Below are 19065 nucleotides of genomic sequence, written 5' to 3' on the forward strand. Positions count from 1 at the left end.
ATTCAGGTGCAATTGTCGGCCAACGCCTTCAGTGAAACAAACTCACGCTCTTAACATTCATCATAAAGAACACTCATGTAGCCGAGCGGAACCAGCGGTTGGCGCAATCGCCCGCTCGACAGCCCCCTCCCCCTGCGCGAAACTGCGGCTCGATGAGCGCCGCTCATAGCGCTGCCGGCATCAGGGCAGCGGTCTCCTGTCAAACCAAGGACTGTCGACATGTTGGAAATTCGCCACCTGAAGACCCTTCATGCGCTGCGGGAAACCGACAGCCTGGTCGAAGCAGCCGAGCGGCTGCACCTGACCCAGTCGGCGCTCTCCCACCAGTTCAAGGAGCTTGAGGAGCGCCTCGGCGTACAGCTGTTCGTACGCAAGACGCGTCCGGTGCGCTTCACCAGCGCCGGGCTGCGGCTACTGCAACTGGCCGATAGCCTGTTGCCGCAACTGCGCAGCGCCGAGCGCGATCTGGCGCGGCTGGCCGGCGGCACGGCGGGCCGGCTGCACATGGCGATCGAATGCCACAGCTGCTTTCAGTGGCTGATGCCGACCATCGACCAGTTCCGCGACGCCTGGCCGGAGGTCGAACTGGACCTGGCCTCGGGCTTCTCCTTCGCGCCGCTGCCGGCCCTGGCGCGCGGCGATCTGGATCTGGTCGTCACCTCCGACCCGATCGACCTGCCGGGCATCACCTACGTACCGCTGTTCACCTACGAGGCGCTGCTCGCCGTGGCCAACCAGCACCCGCTGGCCGCCCGCCCCTATGTGCGCCCGGAGGATCTGGCCAGCGAAACGCTGATCACCTACCCGGTGGAGCGCGACCGCCTGGACATCTTCACGCGCTTCCTCGAACCGGCCGACGTCGAGCCGGCGCAGGTGCGCACCTCGGAACTGACGGTGATGATGATGCAGCTGGTGGCCTCCGGCCGTGGCGTGTGCTGCGTGCCGAACTGGGCGCTGCATGAATACAGCGCGCGCGGCTATGTCACCGCCAAGCGGCTGGGCGAAAAGGGGCTGTTCGCCACGCTGTTCGCCGGCATTCGCTCGGACATGCTCGACTCGCCGTTCATGCGCGACTTCCTGCTGACCGCCAAGGACACCTCATTCGCCACGCTGGAAGGCGTCAGCGCGGCGGCACGCGGCCGTTAAGCGAACGGGCCGCTAAACCATCTGCAGCGGCTGCGCGCGCCGCGGCGGCGCAAAGGCAGCGTCGATCAGCGCCAGGTCTTCGGCGGTCAGACGCAAATCGTGCGCCGCGGCATTGATGTGCACATGCGCCGGCTCGACGGCCTTCGGAATCACCAGCACACCGGGCTGACGCAGCGCCCAGGCGAGCGCCACCTGGGCGGGCTGCACGCCATGCCGTCGCGCGACTTCGAGCAACGCCGAATGGCGCAGCAACGGGCCGCCCTGACCGAGCGGACAGTAGGCCATCAGCGGCATGGTGTGCGCCTGGCACCAGGGCAGCAGATCGAATTCGATGCCACGCGCCTGCGGGTTGTAGAGCACCTGATTAACTGCGCAGGCCGCGCCGTCCGGCAACTCCTGCAGGTCGGCCACGTCGAGATTGGACACGCCCCAGGCGCGAATCCGCCCGGCGGCCTTCAACTGCTCGAAGGCCTCGACGGTCTCGGCCAGCGGATATTCGCCGCGCCAGTGCAGCAGGTAGAGGTCCAGATAATCGCACCTCAGACGCCGCAGACTGCGTTCGCAGGCCAGCGGGATGCCACGCCGGCTGGCGTTGTGCGGATAGACCTTGCTGACCAGGAAAACCTGCTCGCGCCGGTTGGCGATGGCCTCGCCGACCACCTCCTCGGCCCCGCCCTCGCCGTACATCTCAGCGGTATCGATGAGCGTCATGCCCAGCTCGATGCCCAGGCGCAGCGCCGCCACTTCGCGCGCTCGCTCGGCAGGGCGCTCGCCCATGTGCCAGGTGCCCTGGCCGATCACCGGCACCGTGCGGCCATCGTGCAGACGCAGCGTGCGCATCAGCTGTCCTCCGCGTTCGCCAGCTCGGCAGCAGCCGGATCGGCCCAGGGGTCGTAGGTGCCGAAGCTCCACAGATGGCCCTCCGGATCACGGCAGGTGAAGCCGCGGCCGCCGTAGTCCTCGTCCTTCAGCTCGATGACGATCTGCGCGCCCGCCGCCTTGGCCTGGGTGTAGAGCGCGTCGGCGCTGTTGACCACGACATAGATGCCCTGGGTGGAGACGCCACCGAGCTGGTCGGGCTGGCGCAGCTGCTGACCGTAGGGCGAATCGACCACTGGCCCGAGCATCAGCATGCCGTTGCCGAAGCTCAGCTGCGCATGGATGACGCCAGCCAGCGGGTCCTCGACGACCCGCTGGCGCTCGAAGTCGAACGCCTGGCACAGCCAGTCGAGCGCGCGCGGTACATCGCGATAGCGCAGGCAGGGGATCAGCGTGGCCGTGGTGTTCTTGCTCAGGCGTGACATTCGCGTACCTCCGACGGCGGCAACAGGGATAAGTCTCTGACCCGCAGCGGCCGCGGATGATTCCTGCCGCTAAAGCCGCTCGCTGAGCCCGAGGCGTACACCCAGGCCGACCAGCAGCGAACCCATCACGCGATCGAGCCAGCGGCCGACGGCCTGATGGCTGCGCAGCGCCTGACTCGCGCGCGTCGCCAGCAATACCAGCGTGCATTCGACGATGATCGCCACCAGCACCACCAGCACGCCGAGGATGAACAGCTGCAGCGCCACCGCACCGTGGTCGGGGCGGACGAACTGCGGCAGGAAGGCCATGAAGAAGATCGCCGCCTTGGGGTTGAGCACATCCACCAGCACGCCCTGGCGGAAGGCGCGCCAGGCCGATACCGGCGCACGCGCCTCGATCCGCACGCCGCCGGTCGAGCGCAGCGCCTGGAACCCGATGTAGATCAGATAGGCCGCGCCGACATACTTGACCACCGCGAATGCCGCCGCTGAGGTGGCCAGGATCGCCGACAGTCCCAGCGCTGCCGCAGCCACATGCACCAGCGCGCCGGTGCAGACGCCGAGGGTCGAGACCAGGCCCAGCCGGCGACCGCCGGACAGGGTGCGCGACAGCACGTAGAGCAAATCCGGCCCCGGCGACAGGTTGAGCGCCAGCGCGGCGGAAAAGAACAACAGCCAGAACGACAGATCTACCATCGGCAACCTCGGCGACGCTTGGGCAGGAAACGGGGCGGGATCAAGAGCATCCGGTACGCCGCGAGTCATGGCAAGACGCAACCGGGCCATCCGGCGGCCCTTCTGTAATCCGCGTCAGCGAGGCGCAGACGCCTTTCAGATCTCCTTGCATCCGGGCGCAAATGCATTTCGTCGGAAATCTGTCGATCTAGCATGCGAGCGACTTTTTATTGTCGCAACTCTGAACTAACCTGCCTTCCGTACTGTCACTACGCCACCCCGCGAATGTGCAGGGACATCGGAGACCATTCGGTCACATTCAGCAAAGGATCTGCGAATGAATGACAACGCCTCATCGGCCATCGCGCCGTTATCGCCACGTCTGATACTGCTCTCCCACAGCGAACTGCTCGACGGTGCGCTCCGCCAGCATCTGCTCGAACATCCACGCTGCAGCCTGCAGCGCACCTCGACGTTGCGTGCCGAGCACACCCAGTGCGAGCTGCTGCTGCTCGATCTCGGCAGCTTGAGCCACGAAGACAGCCTGCAACTGCTGCGCAAGGCCGGCGACACGCCCATCGCCCTGATCAACGCCCTGCCCGAACAGGCGCATCGACTGGTCGAACTGCACCCCTGGATTCGCGGCGTGTTCTACCGCTCGACCCTGCGCAGCAACTTCATCAGTGGCATTAGCACCTTGCTCGCCGGCGGCGACTGGCTGCCACGCGCACTGATGGAAAAACTGCTGCTGCGCTACCGCCAGCTGACTCATGCCGACCACTGCATCGATGCGCTGACGCTGCGGGAAAAACAGATTCTCGCGCTTGCCGGCAAAGGCCTGTCGAACGCCGCGATCGGCGAGAAGCTGTACCTGAGCACCCACACCATCAAGAGCCACATCCATAACGCACTGCGCAAACTCGGCGCGAACAACCGCGCGCAGGGCGCGTCGATCGTCCTGGCTCACGTCTGCGAGCCGGAGCTATGAGACGCCTGGCCCTGCTCTGCCTGCTGGCGCTGGGGATCTGCGGCGCCGCAGCCGATGAAGCCGAACTCATGGGCTTCATCACCAACGGCACCATCTCGCGCTCCGGGCAGGAGTTCTACCTCAAGTTCTGCGAACGCCTGAACGACACCAGCCGCCTCGATTTCAACCTGGCCGTCAAGGAACGCCCCTCGGCACGCTGGGGCATCCTCGTCTGGGTCGAATACGAGGACAAGACGCTCTACCGCCGCTTTCTTCAGCCCAACGTCGCGGATATGGAAGACACCGCCTACGAGGCTGCCGATTTCGTACTGCAGGAAATCAACAGACGAAAGATCGAAGCGTTTTTCGAAGACCACACTGATCTAGCCAAGGACGAGTTATGAACAGGCACATTCCCAAGAACCTCGGCGCGCTGGCCGGCGCCCTGCTGCTCAGCGCTGGCGCCAGCGCCACCGAACTGGTGTACACCCCGATCAACCCCTCGTTCGGCGGCAGCCCGCTCAACGGCTCCTGGCTGCTGGGCAACGCCCAGGCGCAGAACGACCACAAGGATCCCGACGCACCGAGCCGTTCGGCGAGCAGCCTGTCGGCGCTGGATCGCTTCACCAGCCAGCTGGAGTCCCGGCTGTTGAGCGACCTGCTGGTGAACGTCGGCAACGGCGAGACGGGTTCGCTGACCACCGATGACTTCATCGTCGACGTTACCGAAAACGACTTGGGCGATCTGGTCATCGTCATCACCGATCGCGCCACTGGCGAAACGTCCGAAGTTGTCGTCGGACAAAACTGAACAGCAAGGAGAGCCAAGGCCATGAGAAGCCTGTTCATCGCCATCGGGATGATGGCTGTACTGCAAGGTTGCGCGGTGCGTGACCCGATGCCCGCGGATCAGAAGGCACCGACCCTGACCCCGCGCACCTCGACCTACCAGGACCTGCTGGCGCTGCCGCGGCCCAAGGGCCAGCTGGTCGCCGCGGTGTACGGTTTCCGCGACCAGACCGGGCAATACAAACCCACCCCCGCCAGCTCCTTCTCCACCGCAGTGACCCAGGGCGCAGCCAGCATGCTGGTGGACGCCATGCAGGCCAGCGGCTGGTTCGTCGTGCTCGAGCGCGAAGGTCTGCAGAACGTGCTGACCGAACGCAAGATCATCCGTGCCTCGCAGGGCAAGCCGGATGTGGCGCCGAACATCCAGTCCGAACTGCCTTCGCTGCTGGCGGCCAACATCCTCATGGAGGGCGCCATCGTTGCCTACGAGACCAACGTGCGCAGCGGCGGCCTCGGCGCGCGCTACCTGGGCGTGGGACTGTCGCAGGAATACCGGGTAGATCAGGTCACGGTGAACCTCAGAGCCATCGACGTGCGCAGCGGCCGGGTACTGTCCAACGTGATGACCACCAAGACGATCTTCTCGATCGGACGCAGCGCCAACGTCTACAAGTTCATCGAGTTCAAGGAACTGCTGGAGGCCGAGGCCGGCTACACCACCAATGAACCAGCGCAACTGTGCGTGCTGTCGGCCATCGAAGCCGCCGTCGCCCATCTGGTCGCGCAGGGCGTGGATCGGCGCCTGTGGCAGACTGCCGAAGGCCATACCGGCGACCATCCGGCGCTGGCGAAATACCTGGGCAAGCCCGAACCGATCTGAGCCTCGCCCGCCCCAAAAAGCCCTCTTCGGAGGGCTTTTTCTTGGATCGGTCGCAGCTCTTGCCGCCAGACCGCACCCATTCGCCGCCACACGGCCTCGGCACAGCCGCAACACCGCATGCACCGGAACGATGCATTTTCAATCATTGGATGGATTTCGCCTGCGCCGATCCGCAACCAAGATGATTCCAGTGCCAATTGACCAGGGACGAAGCGATGCAAACCACGCAAAGGATTGCCCAACAGCTCCTGCTGTCCGTACTGCTGACACTGGCCGCCGCTGCCAGCCATGCCGATCAAGACCTGGCTCCAAACGAACTGGCCTGGCAATCGGACAGCCTCACCTCGACCGCCGCCGCCAACCAGGCCGCGCTGGCTTCAATCCAGCAATCAGGCTCGGCACTGGTCGGCAACATCGCCCAGAGCGGCTCGGAGCTGGAGGCCTACATCCTCCAGGCCGGCTACGCCAATACCGCCGACATCAACCAGATCGGAACCGACAACGCAGCGTTGATCATGCAGTCGGGCGACTTCAACCAGGCCCGTATCGATCAGGACGGTTCCGGCAACGTCGCCGCCATCGCACAGCAGGGCGCCAGCAACAGCGCGCTCATCGAACAGACTGGCTCAGGGTTGAGCAGCAGCGTCAACCAGATGGGTCAGGGTCTGACGGTAGTGGTTCGCCAGTACCGGTGAAGGAAGTACCGCAGTACTTAAAACATCCATGGAGAGACAAATATGTTTAAGTTCACCCCCCTCGTAGCCGCCATGCTGGTTGCCTCTGCCCCGGTCCTGGCCGCCAACAACACCTCCGAGCAGAACCAGATCGGCATCGACAACGTCGCTGAAGTCCTGCAGAGCGGCGGTTCCGGTAACTTCGCCGAGCAGAATCAGGGCGGCTTCGCCAACGACGCGGCAATCGAACAGCTCAGCTCGTTCGGCAGCACCGCCGAGCAGAACCAGTTCGGCAACTTCAACGATGCCGACGCCCAGCAGAGCTTCGCCGTCGACAGCACTTCCACGCAGAATCAGCGTGGCTGGGACAATACCGCCACCGTCACGCAGAACGGCACGCTGCATACCACCATCACGCAGACTCAGAACGGCTCCTACAACAGCGCGGACACCAGCCAGTCCGCAGCCTTTCACAGCGACGCGAGCACCAACCAGCTCGGCGATCTGAACGAAGCCAGCATCACCCAGGTGGCCAGCTCCTTCGACAAGGCAACCATCGACCAGGACGGCGACAACAACGACGCACGCATTACCCAGCTGGTCAGCTCCGGGTCGATCGCGGAAGTCGAACAGGTCGGCGTCGGCAATGACGCGCAGGTCGCCCAGACCGGTCTCAACCAAGAGGCGTACGTCTACTCCAACGGGATCGGCAACAACGTCGACGTGGATCAGGACGGCAACGCGCAGAACGCCTTCGTCCTGCAGTACGGCGTGGCCAACGACTCGCGCATCGAGCAGACCAACGGCTGGATGGGCGGCAACAACACCGCAACCACCGAGCAGTTCGGCACCGGCAACAGCGCCGACGTGTTCCAGGACGGCCGCAACCAGACCGCCAAGACCACCCAGGTCGGCGCGTTCAACAGTGCCGATGTCGATCAGCAGGGCCGCGGCAACGAGCTGTACTTCGGCCAGAACGGCACGGGCAACGAGCTGACCGCGGTTCAGGACGGCACCGACAACCAGATCGTCGGCCTGAGCGTTGGCATCGGCAACAGCGTCGACGTTGCGCAGGATGGTCGTGACAACCTCGCCGGCATCCAGCAGAACGGCGTCGCCAACGAAGCCAGCCTGACCCAGACCGGTGCGGCGCACCTGGCCAGCGTCAACCAGACCGGCTGGGACAACAGCGCGGTGGCCACGCAGAGCGGCTACGGCAACGCGGCCTACATCAATCAGAACGGCTGGAACAACAGCGCCACGGTCACCCAGAACTGAGTGCACCGGCGTTATCCAACTGCCGGCCTTCGGGCCGGCAGTTGCGTTTGTACGGGCCGCCGGCGTGCCCGGCACCACGCGCGCCGATGTTCGCGTCGTCCCACGTTGCACGGCCGGATCGCCCCGCCATCGAGCCAGATGGTCGCGGCCGATTCGCTTCGGCTCCTCGACTCCGGCCCTCAGGTAGAGCCGGTAGGGCCACCCGACCCGCCTCCACTGTCTTCGCGCTGACTCGTCACGGCTCGTCGTTGCAGGCTTGCGCATGGCGCCACAGGAATGGCCGCGGCTCGCAACAAGCGCAACGGCTGCGCCGAACGGCCAACTCGGGCAGAATCCATGCCGTCGGCGTCAAGCCAAGTCCGCCGGATGCGCCACCTACGCGAGCCAGAACCATGAACGAGCAAGACACCCCCGTACCCGGCAAACCCGCCGGTCGCATCCGCCAGAAGAACGAGGAAACCATCCTCGCCGCCGCCGCGGCCGAGTTCGCCCGCTACGGCTTCAAGGGCACCAGCATGAACGCCATCGCCACCCGCGCCGGGCTGCCCAAGGCCAATCTGCACTATTACTTCAGCAGCAAGCTCGGGCTGTACGTCGAGGTGATGCGCCACATTCTCGAACTGTGGGACACCGCGTTCGACGACATGCGCGCCGAGGATGATCCGGCGACCGCCCTGGCCAACTACATCCGCATGAAGATGGAATTCTCCCGGCGCCATCCGCAGGCCTCGAAGATCTTCGCGATGGAGGTCATCAGCGGCTCGGAGTGTCTCGCCGAGCATTTCGGCCAGGACTATCGCGACTGGTTCCGCGGTCGCACGGCCGTGTTCGAGGCGTGGATCGCCGCCGGCAAGATGGACCCGGTGGACCCCATGCACCTGATCTTCCTGATCTGGAGCAGCACGCAACACTACGCCGATTTCTCCGACCAGATTCGCCGCATCGGCGGCAAGCGCATGACGCGCCAGGACTTCGCCGTGGCTACCGACAACCTCATCCGGATCATTCTCAAGGGCTGCGGCCTCACCCCGCCGGCTGCGACGACCGACTGAACAATCACGACCTCGACGACTCTACTTTTCCACGTCCGTCGTTCGTCGAGGAAACCGTATGCCCTTGCATCAACCCCCTTCGCGCCGCCTGCTCTGCGGGCTCGCCTCGCTCCTCGTCTGGTTCAGCGCCACCGCGCTCGCCGATTCACGCCCGGTGCTGGGCTGGGTCGAGAAAGGCCTGATCCTGCCCGAAGGCGTCGCGGTGAAATTCAAGCTCGATACCGGCGCGCTGACCTCCTCGATGCACGCCGAAAACATCGATCGCTTCGAGAAGGACGGCGAAAAGTGGGTGCGCTTCGATCTCGATCTGGAGGACATCAACACCGATAAGCGGGTCGATAGCCGCGTCGAACGCAAGATCGAGCGCGAGCTGACCGTGCGCGGTGCGGCCGGCAAGGAGGATCGCCCGGTGGTCAAGATGAAGGTGTGCCTGGGCAAGCAGGTCTACGAGGAGGAATTCTCGCTCAACGACCGCGACGACATGCTCTATCCGGTACTGCTCGGCCGCCGCACGCTGGAGAAGCTGGGTCCGGTAGATGCCTCACGCACCTTCACCGCCGAGCCGGACTGTTCCGTTTCGAAGACCGACGGCTGATCCTGTCGAAACCGCCATCCGGGAGCCTACCGATGCAGAACTATGCGAAGTTCGGCGCGATGATCGCAACCTCCACACTGGTCATGTTCGGCCTGATGTACCTCAACACCTACCAGCTCGACCACGTGTTCTTCAGCGAAACACGCGCTTATATGGCGCTGGTGATGGGCGCGAGCATGGCGATCGTCATGCTCGCTTTCATGCCCAAGATGTATCCGCGACGAGGGGTGAACCTGGCTATCTACGCGAGCAGCCTGCTGATCTTTGCCGTGTCGCTATGGCTGGTGCGCAGCCAGGCCACGGTGGATCAGGTGTCTTGGATGAAGGCCATGATTCCCCACCACTCCATCGCCATCCTTACCAGCGAACGTGCCGATATCCGTGACCCGCGCGTACGCAAACTGGCGGACAGCATCATCGAGGCGCAGCGCCGCGAGATCGATGAGATGAAGGGGCTGATAGAAGAACTGGAAGCACGACGTTAGCGTTCTGTCTGTTCCTGCCGGGCAAAGAGCAGTGTCTTCAGCCCGGCGTCCGGATCGACGTCGGCGAACTCCGGCGGGTTCTCCAGCCGCCGCACGAAGCGCAGTTGCGGCGCCTCGGCAGCCATCTCCTCAATGAGAAAGTCCGGGCCAATGTCCGGATCGTTGATGCAGGCGAGCACCTCACCGTGCGCGTCGAGCAGTTCCGGCAGGCGCCGCAGTATCTTCCGGTAATCGGTACTCAGGACGAAGCTGCCCTTCTGAAACGACGGCGGGTCGATGATGATCAGGTCATACGGCCCGAGCTTCCTCACCTTGCCCCAGGACTTGAACAGTTCGTGACCCAGGAAGCTCACCCGGGACAGGTCGTGTCCGTTCAGGCGGTGATTTTCGCGGCCGCGGGTCAGCGCCGCGCTGGCCATGTCCAGGTTGACCACGTGCTGCGCACCACCGGCGATTGCCGCGACGGAAAAGCCGCAGGTGTAGGCGAACAGGTTCAGCACGCGCCGCGCGCGCGCGTTCTCCTGCACCCAGCGGCGACCGTAACGCATGTCGAGAAACAGCCCATTGTTCTGCTTGCGGCCCAGATCCAGCTTGTAACGCAGACCGTTTTCGCGGATCAGCCACTCGGCCGGCAGCTCGCCCAGCAACGCCTCGGTGGGGCTGTCCGGCAGGTAGCGGTGCTGCAGCAACAGCGATTGCGCCTGGCTGCGTTGCCATGCCGGCGTTTGCCCCAACGCACGCAGTAGCTGCTTCAGCGCGTCCAGCTGCGCAACCTCCGGCGCGCGGAACAACGCCACCAGCAGCATGCCCTGCAGCCAGTCGACCGTGATGTGTTCGAGGCCCGGCCAGCAACGCCCGCGGCCATGAAACAGCCGGCGCGTTTCCTCCGGCGCCGGGTCGAGACCGTCTAACAGCAGCTTTTGCAGGGTGGCGAGCGCGTCGGCGTGCATGGATTCTCCGCGGTGAAGGCATTGTCGCGCGGCATTCTACCGCCCTCACAACAGCCGGCACGTGCGGTCGCCACACCGCGTTCACCGAGCGCCAGCAGGAATGCGCACATCGGACGGCACATCGGGCGATGGCAATTTGCCGCAAAGATGAGAACGATTAGTATTTGAAATAGCGTTTGAGATTGCCTACCATGCTGCCGCCCTAGCCACCCGAGTGCGATGCAGATGGACGCTGATCGACAATCGAAAGCCGCCGTTCACCTGGCCATGCTGATCAACATGCTGTCGATCGGCAGCCTGATGATGGTCATGCCGCTCGGTCCGGATTTCGTGCGGGCGCTGGGCATGCAGGCCAGCCACGTCGGCTACCTCGCCGGTGGCGCCACGCTTGCCGCGGCGCTGAGCGCGGCGCTGAGCGCCGCCTGGCTCGATCGCCTGGAGCGCAAGCGCGCGCTGATCGGCCTGCTGGCACTGCGTTTCGCCCTGCTGCTGGCTTGCGCGCTGGCCAGCGGGCCGCAGCAGCTGATCGTGCTGTTCGTGCTGTCCGGCCTGGTTGCCGGCCCCATGGGCGCGGTGTTGATGGCCGCGATGCTCGACCTGATTCCGCCCGCCGAACGTGGCCGCAAGCTCGCCTACGTCGCCATGGGCTATTCACTGGCGGCCATCGTGGTCACGCCGCTGGCGCTGGAGCTCGCCGCGCGCGGCGGCTGGCAGACGCCTTTTGTGCTGTTCGGCGGTGCCGGCGTGCTGCTCGCATTGCTCTGCCTGCGACTGTTCCCCACACCGCCGACCCACGCCCGCAGCGCGACGCGTCTGTGGCCGCTGCTGCGCGCCCCGCTGTGCCAGGGCGCGCTGTTGATCGTGGCGCTGCAGATGTTCGGCCACTTCCTGCTGGTGCCGCACTTCTCCAACTACTTCCAGTTCAACCTGGATTTTCCGCGCCAGCACATCGGCCTGCTCTATCTGTGCGGCGGCCTCGCCAGCCTGGCGGCGATGCACCTGGGCGGCGTGCTGATCGACCGTGGCGGTGCCGTAACGGTGGTGCTGCTCAGCAGTGGCTGCCTGGCCGCCATCACCCTGCTCGGTTTCGCGCTGCCACTCGGGCTATCGCTGTACCTGGTGTTCACGCTGTTCATGGCGCTCGGCGCGGTGCGCAGCAGCAGCACGCTGACCATCGCCGCGGCCATTCCGCAGCCCGAGCAGCGCGCCGCCTTCATGGCGCTGCAGAGCACCGTATCGAATATCGCTGCCGGCCTCGGCAGCCTGTTCTCCGCGGCCTACCTCACCGAGGACGCCGTCCGCCGTCTGGTCGGCTTCGACGACCTGGCCTGGCTCTATGCCGGCGCCGGAACCGCCGCCGGCATCGGCGTGCTGGTGCTGCTGCGTGCGATTCACGCACGCTCAGACGCCAGCACCACACAAGAAGGCAGGACCCAACCTGCCGGGGAATCGTGATCAGTCCGCGCTGTACAACAACTACTTGGCAACGGAGCCTGCACATGCAGCTTGTACGAAGAATCAGCCGCCCCCGTCATCTTTCTCTGACCCTGCTCGGCAGCCTGCTGCCGCTGGCAGCGCTGGCTGATACCCCGGTCACCCTGAAGAACGAAGTCATCACCGCCACCCAGACCGCCCACAGCGAACTCAGCGCACCGGCCAGCGTCTCGGTGGTCACCCGCGAGGAGCTGGACAAGCTGCCGGTCTACAACCTGGCCGATGCGGTCAAGTACCTGCCGGGCGTGCACATCAACCCGTCCTCCACCTACGGCCGCAAGGAAATCAAGCTGCGTGGCATGGATTCGGACTACACCCTGCTGCTGGTCAACGGCCGGCGCATCAACTCGCGTGACGTGCTGACCTCCGAGTACGCCAATGACTTCGATCTGTCGTCGATCCCGATGGCCGCCATCGAGCGCATCGAGGTGATCCGTGGGCCGATGTCCTCCCTGTACGGCGCTGATGCTATCGGCGGGGTAGTCAACGTGATTCTTCGCCAGGCAGGCAACCAGACGCGGGGCGGGGTGGCGTACTCCTACGAGACCCCAACCGAAGGCGACGGTGGAGACAGCCACAAAACGAGTGGATACATCAGCGGTGCACTGATCGAAGACAAACTGCTGGGCAATCTGATCGTGGAAGGCACCGATAAAGCTGCCTGGCGATCCGATCAAACTGTCGCACGCGGCGCAGACGCTGCTGAGCACCGGCAGGACGCCAGCGCGTATGGCTCGCTGAGTTGGTTACTTGACGAGCGCCAAACGATCGACCTCGACATAACCCACCGCCAGGATGATCGCGTGGCGAACTGGTATCCAAGCGCGAGATATGGCGTTATCCAGAACGATCAGGAAATGGAGCGCACCAGTTTCGGCCTGAGCCACACCGGTCGCTGGGACAGCTTCAATAGCCGAGTACGCTATTACTACGAAGATGTCGAACTTGCTGATGCCTCGGCGCTTATGACTCGCTTCAACAATGGCATCGTCGGCCAAGCCGAACAGCAGAATCACACCGTCGACGGCCAGCTCAGCGGTGTCGTAGCCAATCAATTAGTAACGGTAGGAGCAGAGCGTCGGCGTACCGAATTCAGCCATAACCAGAACCTGGGAACCGAGACCAACGTCGATCAATACGCGCTCTATCTACAGGATGAATTCTCCCTTGGGCAACTGGATGTGACGCTAGGCGGACGCTGGGACCACCACGAAGTTTTCGGCAGTGAGTTCAGTCCCCGTGCGTACGGCGTCTACAACCTGACCGACAACTGGGTGATCAAGGGGGGCGTCGGTAAATCGTTCAAAGCCCCGGCGATTTACCAATCTGACGAGACCTATAGCATTGCAGCATGCCAAGGCGGTTGCCGAGTCAAGGGCAATGCAGAACTGAAGCCCGAAACAGCTGTTAGCTACGAGATAGGTACGCTTTATCAAAACGAACGGCTGGAGGCAGGCATCACGCTCTTCCAGACTGAAATCGATGACATGATCATCAGTGACCGTTGGCGCGCGGGCTATCGACCGCCGGTGATGACCTACACGAACATCAGTAAGGCTCGTATACGAGGTTACGAGCTGCAGGGTCGCTATGCCTTAAACGATGTACTCGGTCTACGCGGTAACTACACCTACTCCGATGCCGAGGATCGCGAAGCAGAAACTCCGCTCAACAATACCCCGCAGCACTTGGCCAGCCTCGGCCTTGACTGGCAAGCACTGCCGGCGCTCGCGTTGAACCTCGATTATCAGTACGTCGGTAGCCAATGGCTAAGCACTCCTGCCAGCGGCAGTCAGGAAAGTGGCGCCTTCCACACATTGAACTTCGGCGCCCGCTATCAAGCGACAAACCACCTGACACTCAACGGCGGGCTTAACAACCTGACCAACGAAAAACGCGACAACGTCGCCCAGTCGGTCGACAACATCCTCATGGGCCGCACCTTGTTCGTCGGGTTCAACTACGACATCTGACCCATCCCCGGCCCGGCGGCGACGCCGGGCTACCGGAGCCAATAGCGATGCACCATGCGAACTGATTCGACGATGCCGGTATTCCAGAAGGCCACCCTCGTTGCCGGGGCTGGCCTTCTGCTGGTGTTGCTGGCCCTGTCGCTGGCCACCGGTGCCGGCGTGTATGGCGCCGACGCGGTACTCGGCTACCTGCTCGGTGCGCCCGAGTATCTGGCAGACGACAAGCTGGCGATGGTGGTCGATACCCTGCGTCTGCCGCGCACCTTCGCCGCGCTGGTAGTGGGCGCCAGCCTGGCGATCGCCGCCTCGCTGCTGCAGAGCGCGACGCGCAACCCGCTGGCCGAACCCGGCCTGCTCGGCGTGAATGCCGGTGCGGTACTCGGGCTGGTGATCGGCCTGATCTATTTCGGCGTCGAGTCGACCCAGGGCTATCTGCTCTGGTCCGGACTCGGCGCGCTGCTGGGCAATCTCGTCGTGCTCGGCGTCGGCCTGATGCTCGGCCAGGCCAGCCCGCTCAAGCTGATTCTCGCCGGCGTGGCGCTGGGCGCCATCTTCGGCGGGATGGCGAACTACCTGCTGCTGTCCACCCGCGTGGCGCTCGAACAGTTCCGCTTCTGGAACCTCGGTTCGCTGTCCGCCTCGCACCTCGACGCGCTCGCCACCGTCGCCCCGCTCGCCGTGCTCGGGCTGATCCTCGCGGCGCTGCTGTGCCGGCAGCTGACGCTGATGCAAATGGGCGACAGCCAGGCGCGTGCGCTGGGCATCCACACCAGCTGGGTGCGTCTCGGCGTGCTGGCGGCGTCCACCCTGCTCACCGCCTGTGCCATCTCCCTGGCCGGTCCGGTGGGTTTCGTCGGTTTTCTCGCCGCCTATTGCGCGCGACTGCTCGAACCGGTGGCGCTGTTGCGCCAGCTGCTGTTCTCCACGCTGTTCGGCATGCTCTTCCTGCTCGCCGCCGATGTGCTGGCGCGCTGGCTGCTGCAGCCTTACGAACTGCCGGTCGGCACGTTGCTGGCGGCCCTCGGCGCGCCGGCGCTGATCGCCATCGTGCTGCGCGGCGGCTTCCGTTCCCTGCTGACGGTGAGGTAGCCGATGCCGCCCATTGCCAATCCTTCCGGCGTCTGGACGCTGCGCATCGGCGGCCTGAGCCTGCTGCTGCACCGGCGCAACTGGCTGATGTTCGGCCTGCTGTCGCTGCTGCTGGCCGCCCTCGCTGTGCTGGCGATCAGCCTGGGCAGCGGCAATCTCGGTGTGCGCGACGTGCTGGCCACGCTGACCGGCAACGGCAGCAAATTGCAGGAGATCATGGTGTTCAAGCTGCGCCTGCCGCGGGTCGCAGCGGCGATCGTCGCCGGGCTGGCGATGGGCATGGCCGGCTGCCTGATCCAGACCCTGGTGCGCAACCGCCTGGCCACGCCGGACATGATCGGCGTGAACGAGGGCGCCTCCCTCGCCGTGGTCGCCTTCGCCCTCTACCTGACGCTCGGCAACTGGCCCTGGTGGGCTTCGCCGCTCGGTGCCCTGCTCGCCGCCGCCGCGCTGTTCGCCCTGTGCCGGCGTCCAGGCGAACAAGGCTATCTGTTCATCGTCATCGGCATTGCGCTGTCCGAGCTACTCGGCGCCATCGGCGACTTCGCCATGTCGACCCAGCCGCTGGTACACCTGGGCAGCATCTACCTGTGGACGATGGGCCACTTCGCCGGCATCAGCTACCAGACGGTCAATCCCATCGCAGTGCTGCTGGCGCTGCTCTGCCCGCTACTGGCGCTGGTCAACCGGCCGCTGGCGCTGCTGCGCTTCGGTGATGCCACCGCGCAGAACCTCGGCATCCGTGTGCCGGCGATCCAGCTCGGCGTGCTCGCCCTGGCGATTCTGGTGGCGGCCCTGGGCACCGCCATCGGCGGACCGGTGGTGTTCATCGCCATGGCCGCGCCGATCCTCGCCTCGTGGCTGGCGCGCGACAACCTCGCACCGATCTGGCTGTCGGCACTGTGCGGCGCGGTGCTGCTGCTCGGCAGCGATACGCTGGTGCGCGTGCTCGCCCAACCCGAAGAAATCCCCACCGGAATCATGACGCGCCTGCTCGGCGGCATCCTGCTGCTCGGCCTCTTGATCAAGGACAGACGAGGAGCTGACTGATGACTGCCCTGCGTGCAGAAAACCTGCATTTCGCCTATCAGGACAAGGTGGTGCTCGACGACGTGTCCTTCAGCCTGCCGCGCGGCAAGCTGATCGGCATCGTCGGCCCCAACGGCAGCGGCAAATCAACGCTGCTCAAACTGCTCGCGCGCCAATTGCCGCTGCAGCGCGGCACCGTGGAAATCCATGGCAAGCCGCTGACGCGCTATTCGCTCAAGGCATTGGCGCGCGAGCTGGCCTTCCTGCCGCAACGGCCGGTGCTGGCCGAGGGCATCCGCGTCGAGCAGCTGGTGCAGTACGGTCGCCATCCGCATCAGGGCTGGTTCAACCAGTGGAGCGAGGAAGACGCCCAGCAGGTCGCCCGCGCCCGCGAGGCGATGCAGCTCGACGCCATCTGGCAGCGCAGCGCCACCTCGCTCTCCGGCGGCCAGGCGCAACGGGCCTGGCTGGGCATGATCCTGGCGCAGAACACCGACCTGATCCTGCTCGACGAACCCACCAGCGCGCTGGACATTGGCCACCAGGCCGAGGTGATGGAAGCGGTCTACCGCATCGCCGCCGCCGGGCGCACGGTGCTCATCGTCATCCACGACCTCGGCATTGCCGCGCGCTATTGCGACGAGCTGATTGCCCTCGCCGACGGCCGTGTGCAGGCCATCGGCCCGGCACGGCAGGTAATGACCAAGGCACTGGTCGACCGCCTCTACGACACCGATGTCGACATCCTCCACGCTCCCGGCGACGGCGCCCCGGTGATCGTGCCGCGCCGCCGCCAGGCCGCGGCCGCATCCCAGTCGCTGCGCCACGAACACCCCGAAAAGGAAGGCATGCAATGACCCTCAAGACATCCTGGAGCCTCGCCGCCGCGCTGCTCGCCGGTCTGCTCGCCCTGCCGGCCCAGGCCGACGCCCGGCAGATGACCGATGCGCTCGGCAATACCGTTACGGTGCCGGACGCGCCCAAGCGGGTGATCACCCTCAGCGAGATCGACCTGGACACCGCACTGACCCTCGGCGTCACCCCGGTCGGCACCATCAACGGCCGAGGCCAGGCGGCGCCGCCACGCTATCTGGACGGCAAGCTGCCAGCCGGCATCGAGGTGGTCGGCGATATCGACAATCCGAATCTGGAGACGCTGCTGGAGCTGCAACCCGACCTGATCCTCACCGGCCCGGTGAAGCCGGAACAGCTGGCGATCCTCAACGAGATCGCCCCCACAGTGATCACCTTCAACTGGGCACGCCCCTGGCAGGAAAGCATGCAGCGCACCGCGCAGGCGCTGAACCGCGAAGCCGAGGCCAAGGCCGTGCTGGAGCGCTATCGGGCACGAGTCGAAGAAGCGCGCCAGCGCCTGGCGGCCCATCAGGGCGAGACACTGAGCATCGTGCGCTGGAATCCCAAGGGGCCGTCGTACATGTTCAAGGATGCCTTCGCCAGCACCGTCGCCGAAGATGTCGGGCTGCGCCGCCCCGCCCACCAGCAGGACCCCGGCCACACCCATTCGATGGCGCTGAGCCTGGAATCGCTGGAACTGCTGGATGCCGACTGGCTGGTGATTGGCACGCTGGCGACCAGCGGTGAGGCGGTCGAGGCGATGCATCAGGCTGAGCAGACGCCGGCGTTCCGCCAGCTGTCGGCGATTCAGGCGAAGCGCTTCGGCGCGGTGGACGGGTCGTTGTGGACTTCGCTTGGCGGGCCGATGGCGGCACTGCAGGTGATCGAGGATATCGAGGGGTTGTTGGGGAAGGCGGATGCTGAACTGGTGGTGAAGGATTAAGGATCGAGGTGAGGCTGGGCGGTGGCCAGCTCGTTTCGGTTTGCGTTGAAGGTTGGGGCGACTACCGCACGTGCTGATGCCCCTGGTTTCGGCCCCTAGGCCGAGTCACATGACTCGCTTCGCTCGCCCTTCGGGCCAGCTTGCGGCTGTTACTCCGCTACGCTCCGTATCTCGTTACTCGCCGAGAACTGTAGGGTGGAAAACCGCGCAGCGTTTTCCACCTTGTTTGAGGTGGGTTTCGGCGCGTGTCTCGGTGTATGACGCTGCGCTTTCCTCGGCCCGGCCTACAGGTTGCGCCTTGCACGGCGCCTCACTTTTCTTTGCGCGCGCAAAGAAAAGTAAGCAAAAGAAAGCGCGCCCCTGCATCCGGCCCTGCGCTGCGCGCAGGGTTCGTTCGCTCCATCGCTGCTCCAGGGGTCGGCTTACAAGGGCCATCCCTGGCCCTTTAAGCCTTTCGCCGCATCCATGCGGCTCAACCCCTTACGCAGCGATTCCACTCACCCTCCTGAAGGGGAATCAGGTGCGGCCTGACAGGCCGTGCAAGGAAAAGGCAAAGCCAAGCCCGCTTCTCGATCTTCCAGACGATTCGAACCCCGATCCCGTTAGGAGGGTCGTGTAGGGGGACGCGAGGCATGGACGCCGAGCGAGTCACGAAGGACGGGGCCGCCTAGGCAGGGATGTCCCTTCATAAGGGGGCGCCGAGCCCGGCCCCCGGAGCGGCGCCGGAGAGAGGGAAGTTTTGCATAGCAAACCCGGATGTCGGGCGCGCTTTCTCTTTGGTTACTTTCTCTTTCGCGCCGGCCGGCGATCCGGAGCAAAGAGAAAGTGACCGGCCGGGTGGCCGAAACCCGGAGTGCAAGCACACGCGGTAATCGCCCAGGCTTTCC

Annotated in this window: 20 protein-coding genes; 16 read left to right on the forward strand and 4 right to left on the reverse strand. The window is 64.9% G+C overall.

Features of this window, described 5'->3' with window-relative positions:
- Nucleotides 1-219 precede the first annotated feature (219 nt).
- Complete coding sequence (gene metR / locus NAV27_RS03210) at nt 220-1146, forward strand: transcriptional regulator MetR (RefSeq protein ID WP_008568101.1); 927 nt, start codon at nt 220-222, stop codon at nt 1144-1146.
- Nucleotides 1147-1158: 12 nt separating this feature from the next.
- Here metR and NAV27_RS03215 read toward each other — a convergent pair whose 3' ends face one another.
- The 3 genes from NAV27_RS03215 to NAV27_RS03225 form a co-directional block, all read right to left on the reverse strand.
- Nucleotides 1159-1986, reverse strand: coding sequence for an aldo/keto reductase (locus NAV27_RS03215; protein ID WP_102827308.1), 828 nt, complete (start codon nt 1984-1986; stop codon nt 1159-1161).
- Nucleotides 1986-2450, reverse strand: a complete 465-nt coding sequence (locus NAV27_RS03220) for a VOC family protein (protein ID WP_102827309.1) — start codon at nt 2448-2450, stop codon at nt 1986-1988. The genes NAV27_RS03215 and NAV27_RS03220 overlap by 1 nt, the downstream gene beginning before the upstream one ends.
- A gap of 69 nt (nt 2451-2519) precedes the next feature.
- Nucleotides 2520-3146, reverse strand: a complete 627-nt coding sequence (locus NAV27_RS03225; protein WP_102827310.1) for a LysE family translocator — start codon at nt 3144-3146, stop codon at nt 2520-2522.
- 316 nt (nt 3147-3462) lie between these two features.
- Between NAV27_RS03225 and NAV27_RS03230 the strand changes: the two genes are divergently transcribed.
- The 9 genes from NAV27_RS03230 to NAV27_RS03270 all read left to right on the forward strand — a co-directional run bounded on the left by NAV27_RS03230 (nt 3463) and on the right by NAV27_RS03270 (nt 9845).
- Nucleotides 3463-4113, forward strand: a complete 651-nt coding sequence (locus NAV27_RS03230; RefSeq protein ID WP_102827311.1) for a helix-turn-helix transcriptional regulator — start codon at nt 3463-3465, stop codon at nt 4111-4113.
- Nucleotides 4110-4496, forward strand: a complete 387-nt coding sequence (csgE, locus tag NAV27_RS03235) for a curli production assembly/transport protein CsgE (RefSeq protein ID WP_102827312.1) — start codon at nt 4110-4112, stop codon at nt 4494-4496. Before NAV27_RS03230 ends, csgE begins: the two co-directional genes overlap by 4 nt.
- Complete coding sequence (locus tag NAV27_RS03240) at nt 4493-4903, forward strand: curli assembly protein CsgF (protein ID WP_102827313.1); 411 nt, start codon at nt 4493-4495, stop codon at nt 4901-4903. The genes csgE and NAV27_RS03240 overlap by 4 nt, the downstream gene beginning before the upstream one ends.
- A gap of 21 nt (nt 4904-4924) precedes the next feature.
- On the forward strand, nt 4925-5761 hold the full coding sequence (locus NAV27_RS03245; RefSeq protein WP_008568108.1) for a CsgG/HfaB family protein: 837 nt from the start codon (nt 4925-4927) through the stop codon (nt 5759-5761).
- 215 nt (nt 5762-5976) lie between these two features.
- A complete protein-coding gene (locus NAV27_RS03250; RefSeq protein ID WP_102827314.1) occupies nt 5977-6456 on the forward strand; it encodes a curli production assembly protein CsgB in 480 nt (159 codons plus the stop codon).
- Between the two features lie 42 nt (nt 6457-6498).
- The gene (locus NAV27_RS03255; RefSeq protein WP_102827315.1) at nt 6499-7713 is read left to right on the forward strand and encodes a hypothetical protein; all 1215 of its coding nucleotides are present in this window, start codon (nt 6499-6501) and stop codon (nt 7711-7713) included.
- 392 nt (nt 7714-8105) lie between these two features.
- Nucleotides 8106-8765, forward strand: a complete 660-nt coding sequence (locus NAV27_RS03260; protein WP_102827316.1) for a TetR/AcrR family transcriptional regulator — start codon at nt 8106-8108, stop codon at nt 8763-8765.
- 58 nt (nt 8766-8823) lie between these two features.
- Entirely contained in the window at nt 8824-9360 is a 537-nt protein-coding gene (gene rloA3 / locus NAV27_RS03265) for a retropepsin-like aspartic peptidase RloA3 (protein ID WP_102827317.1), read from the forward strand.
- Nucleotides 9361-9392: 32 nt separating this feature from the next.
- Nucleotides 9393-9845: a DUF305 domain-containing protein gene (locus tag NAV27_RS03270; protein ID WP_102827318.1), complete on the forward strand. Its 453-nt coding sequence runs from the start codon at nt 9393-9395 to the stop codon at nt 9843-9845.
- Here the strand turns inward: NAV27_RS03270 and NAV27_RS03275 are convergent.
- Entirely contained in the window at nt 9842-10795 is a 954-nt protein-coding gene (locus NAV27_RS03275; RefSeq protein WP_102827319.1) for a class I SAM-dependent methyltransferase, read from the reverse strand. The two genes, NAV27_RS03270 and NAV27_RS03275, sit on opposite strands and share 4 nt — an antisense overlap.
- Nucleotides 10796-11014: 219 nt before the next feature.
- On the opposite strand from NAV27_RS03275, the gene NAV27_RS03280 reads away from it, so the two are divergent.
- Genes NAV27_RS03280 through NAV27_RS03305 form a run of 6 tightly spaced genes read left to right on the forward strand, consistent with a single transcriptional unit; the run spans nt 11015 to nt 18178 of the window.
- On the forward strand, nt 11015-12250 hold the full coding sequence (locus tag NAV27_RS03280; protein WP_102827320.1) for an MFS transporter: 1236 nt from the start codon (nt 11015-11017) through the stop codon (nt 12248-12250).
- A gap of 44 nt (nt 12251-12294) precedes the next feature.
- A complete protein-coding gene (locus NAV27_RS03285; RefSeq protein ID WP_102827321.1) occupies nt 12295-14262 on the forward strand; it encodes a TonB-dependent receptor domain-containing protein in 1968 nt (655 codons plus the stop codon).
- Nucleotides 14263-14316: 54 nt separating this feature from the next.
- A complete protein-coding gene (locus NAV27_RS03290) occupies nt 14317-15351 on the forward strand; it encodes a FecCD family ABC transporter permease (RefSeq protein WP_305128114.1) in 1035 nt (344 codons plus the stop codon).
- A 3-nt stretch (nt 15352-15354) separates the two neighbouring features.
- Nucleotides 15355-16401, forward strand: a complete 1047-nt coding sequence (locus NAV27_RS03295) for a FecCD family ABC transporter permease (RefSeq protein WP_102827323.1) — start codon at nt 15355-15357, stop codon at nt 16399-16401.
- Nucleotides 16401-17237: an ABC transporter ATP-binding protein gene (locus NAV27_RS03300; RefSeq protein WP_102827324.1), complete on the forward strand. Its 837-nt coding sequence runs from the start codon at nt 16401-16403 to the stop codon at nt 17235-17237. Before NAV27_RS03295 ends, NAV27_RS03300 begins: the two co-directional genes overlap by 1 nt.
- Nucleotides 17234-18178: an ABC transporter substrate-binding protein gene (locus NAV27_RS03305; protein WP_102827325.1), complete on the forward strand. Its 945-nt coding sequence runs from the start codon at nt 17234-17236 to the stop codon at nt 18176-18178. Before NAV27_RS03300 ends, NAV27_RS03305 begins: the two co-directional genes overlap by 4 nt.
- Nucleotides 18179-19065 lie beyond the last annotated feature (887 nt).

It is taken from the genome of Stutzerimonas degradans (assembly GCF_024448505.1).
Lineage (GTDB): Bacteria > Pseudomonadota > Gammaproteobacteria > Pseudomonadales > Pseudomonadaceae > Stutzerimonas > Stutzerimonas degradans.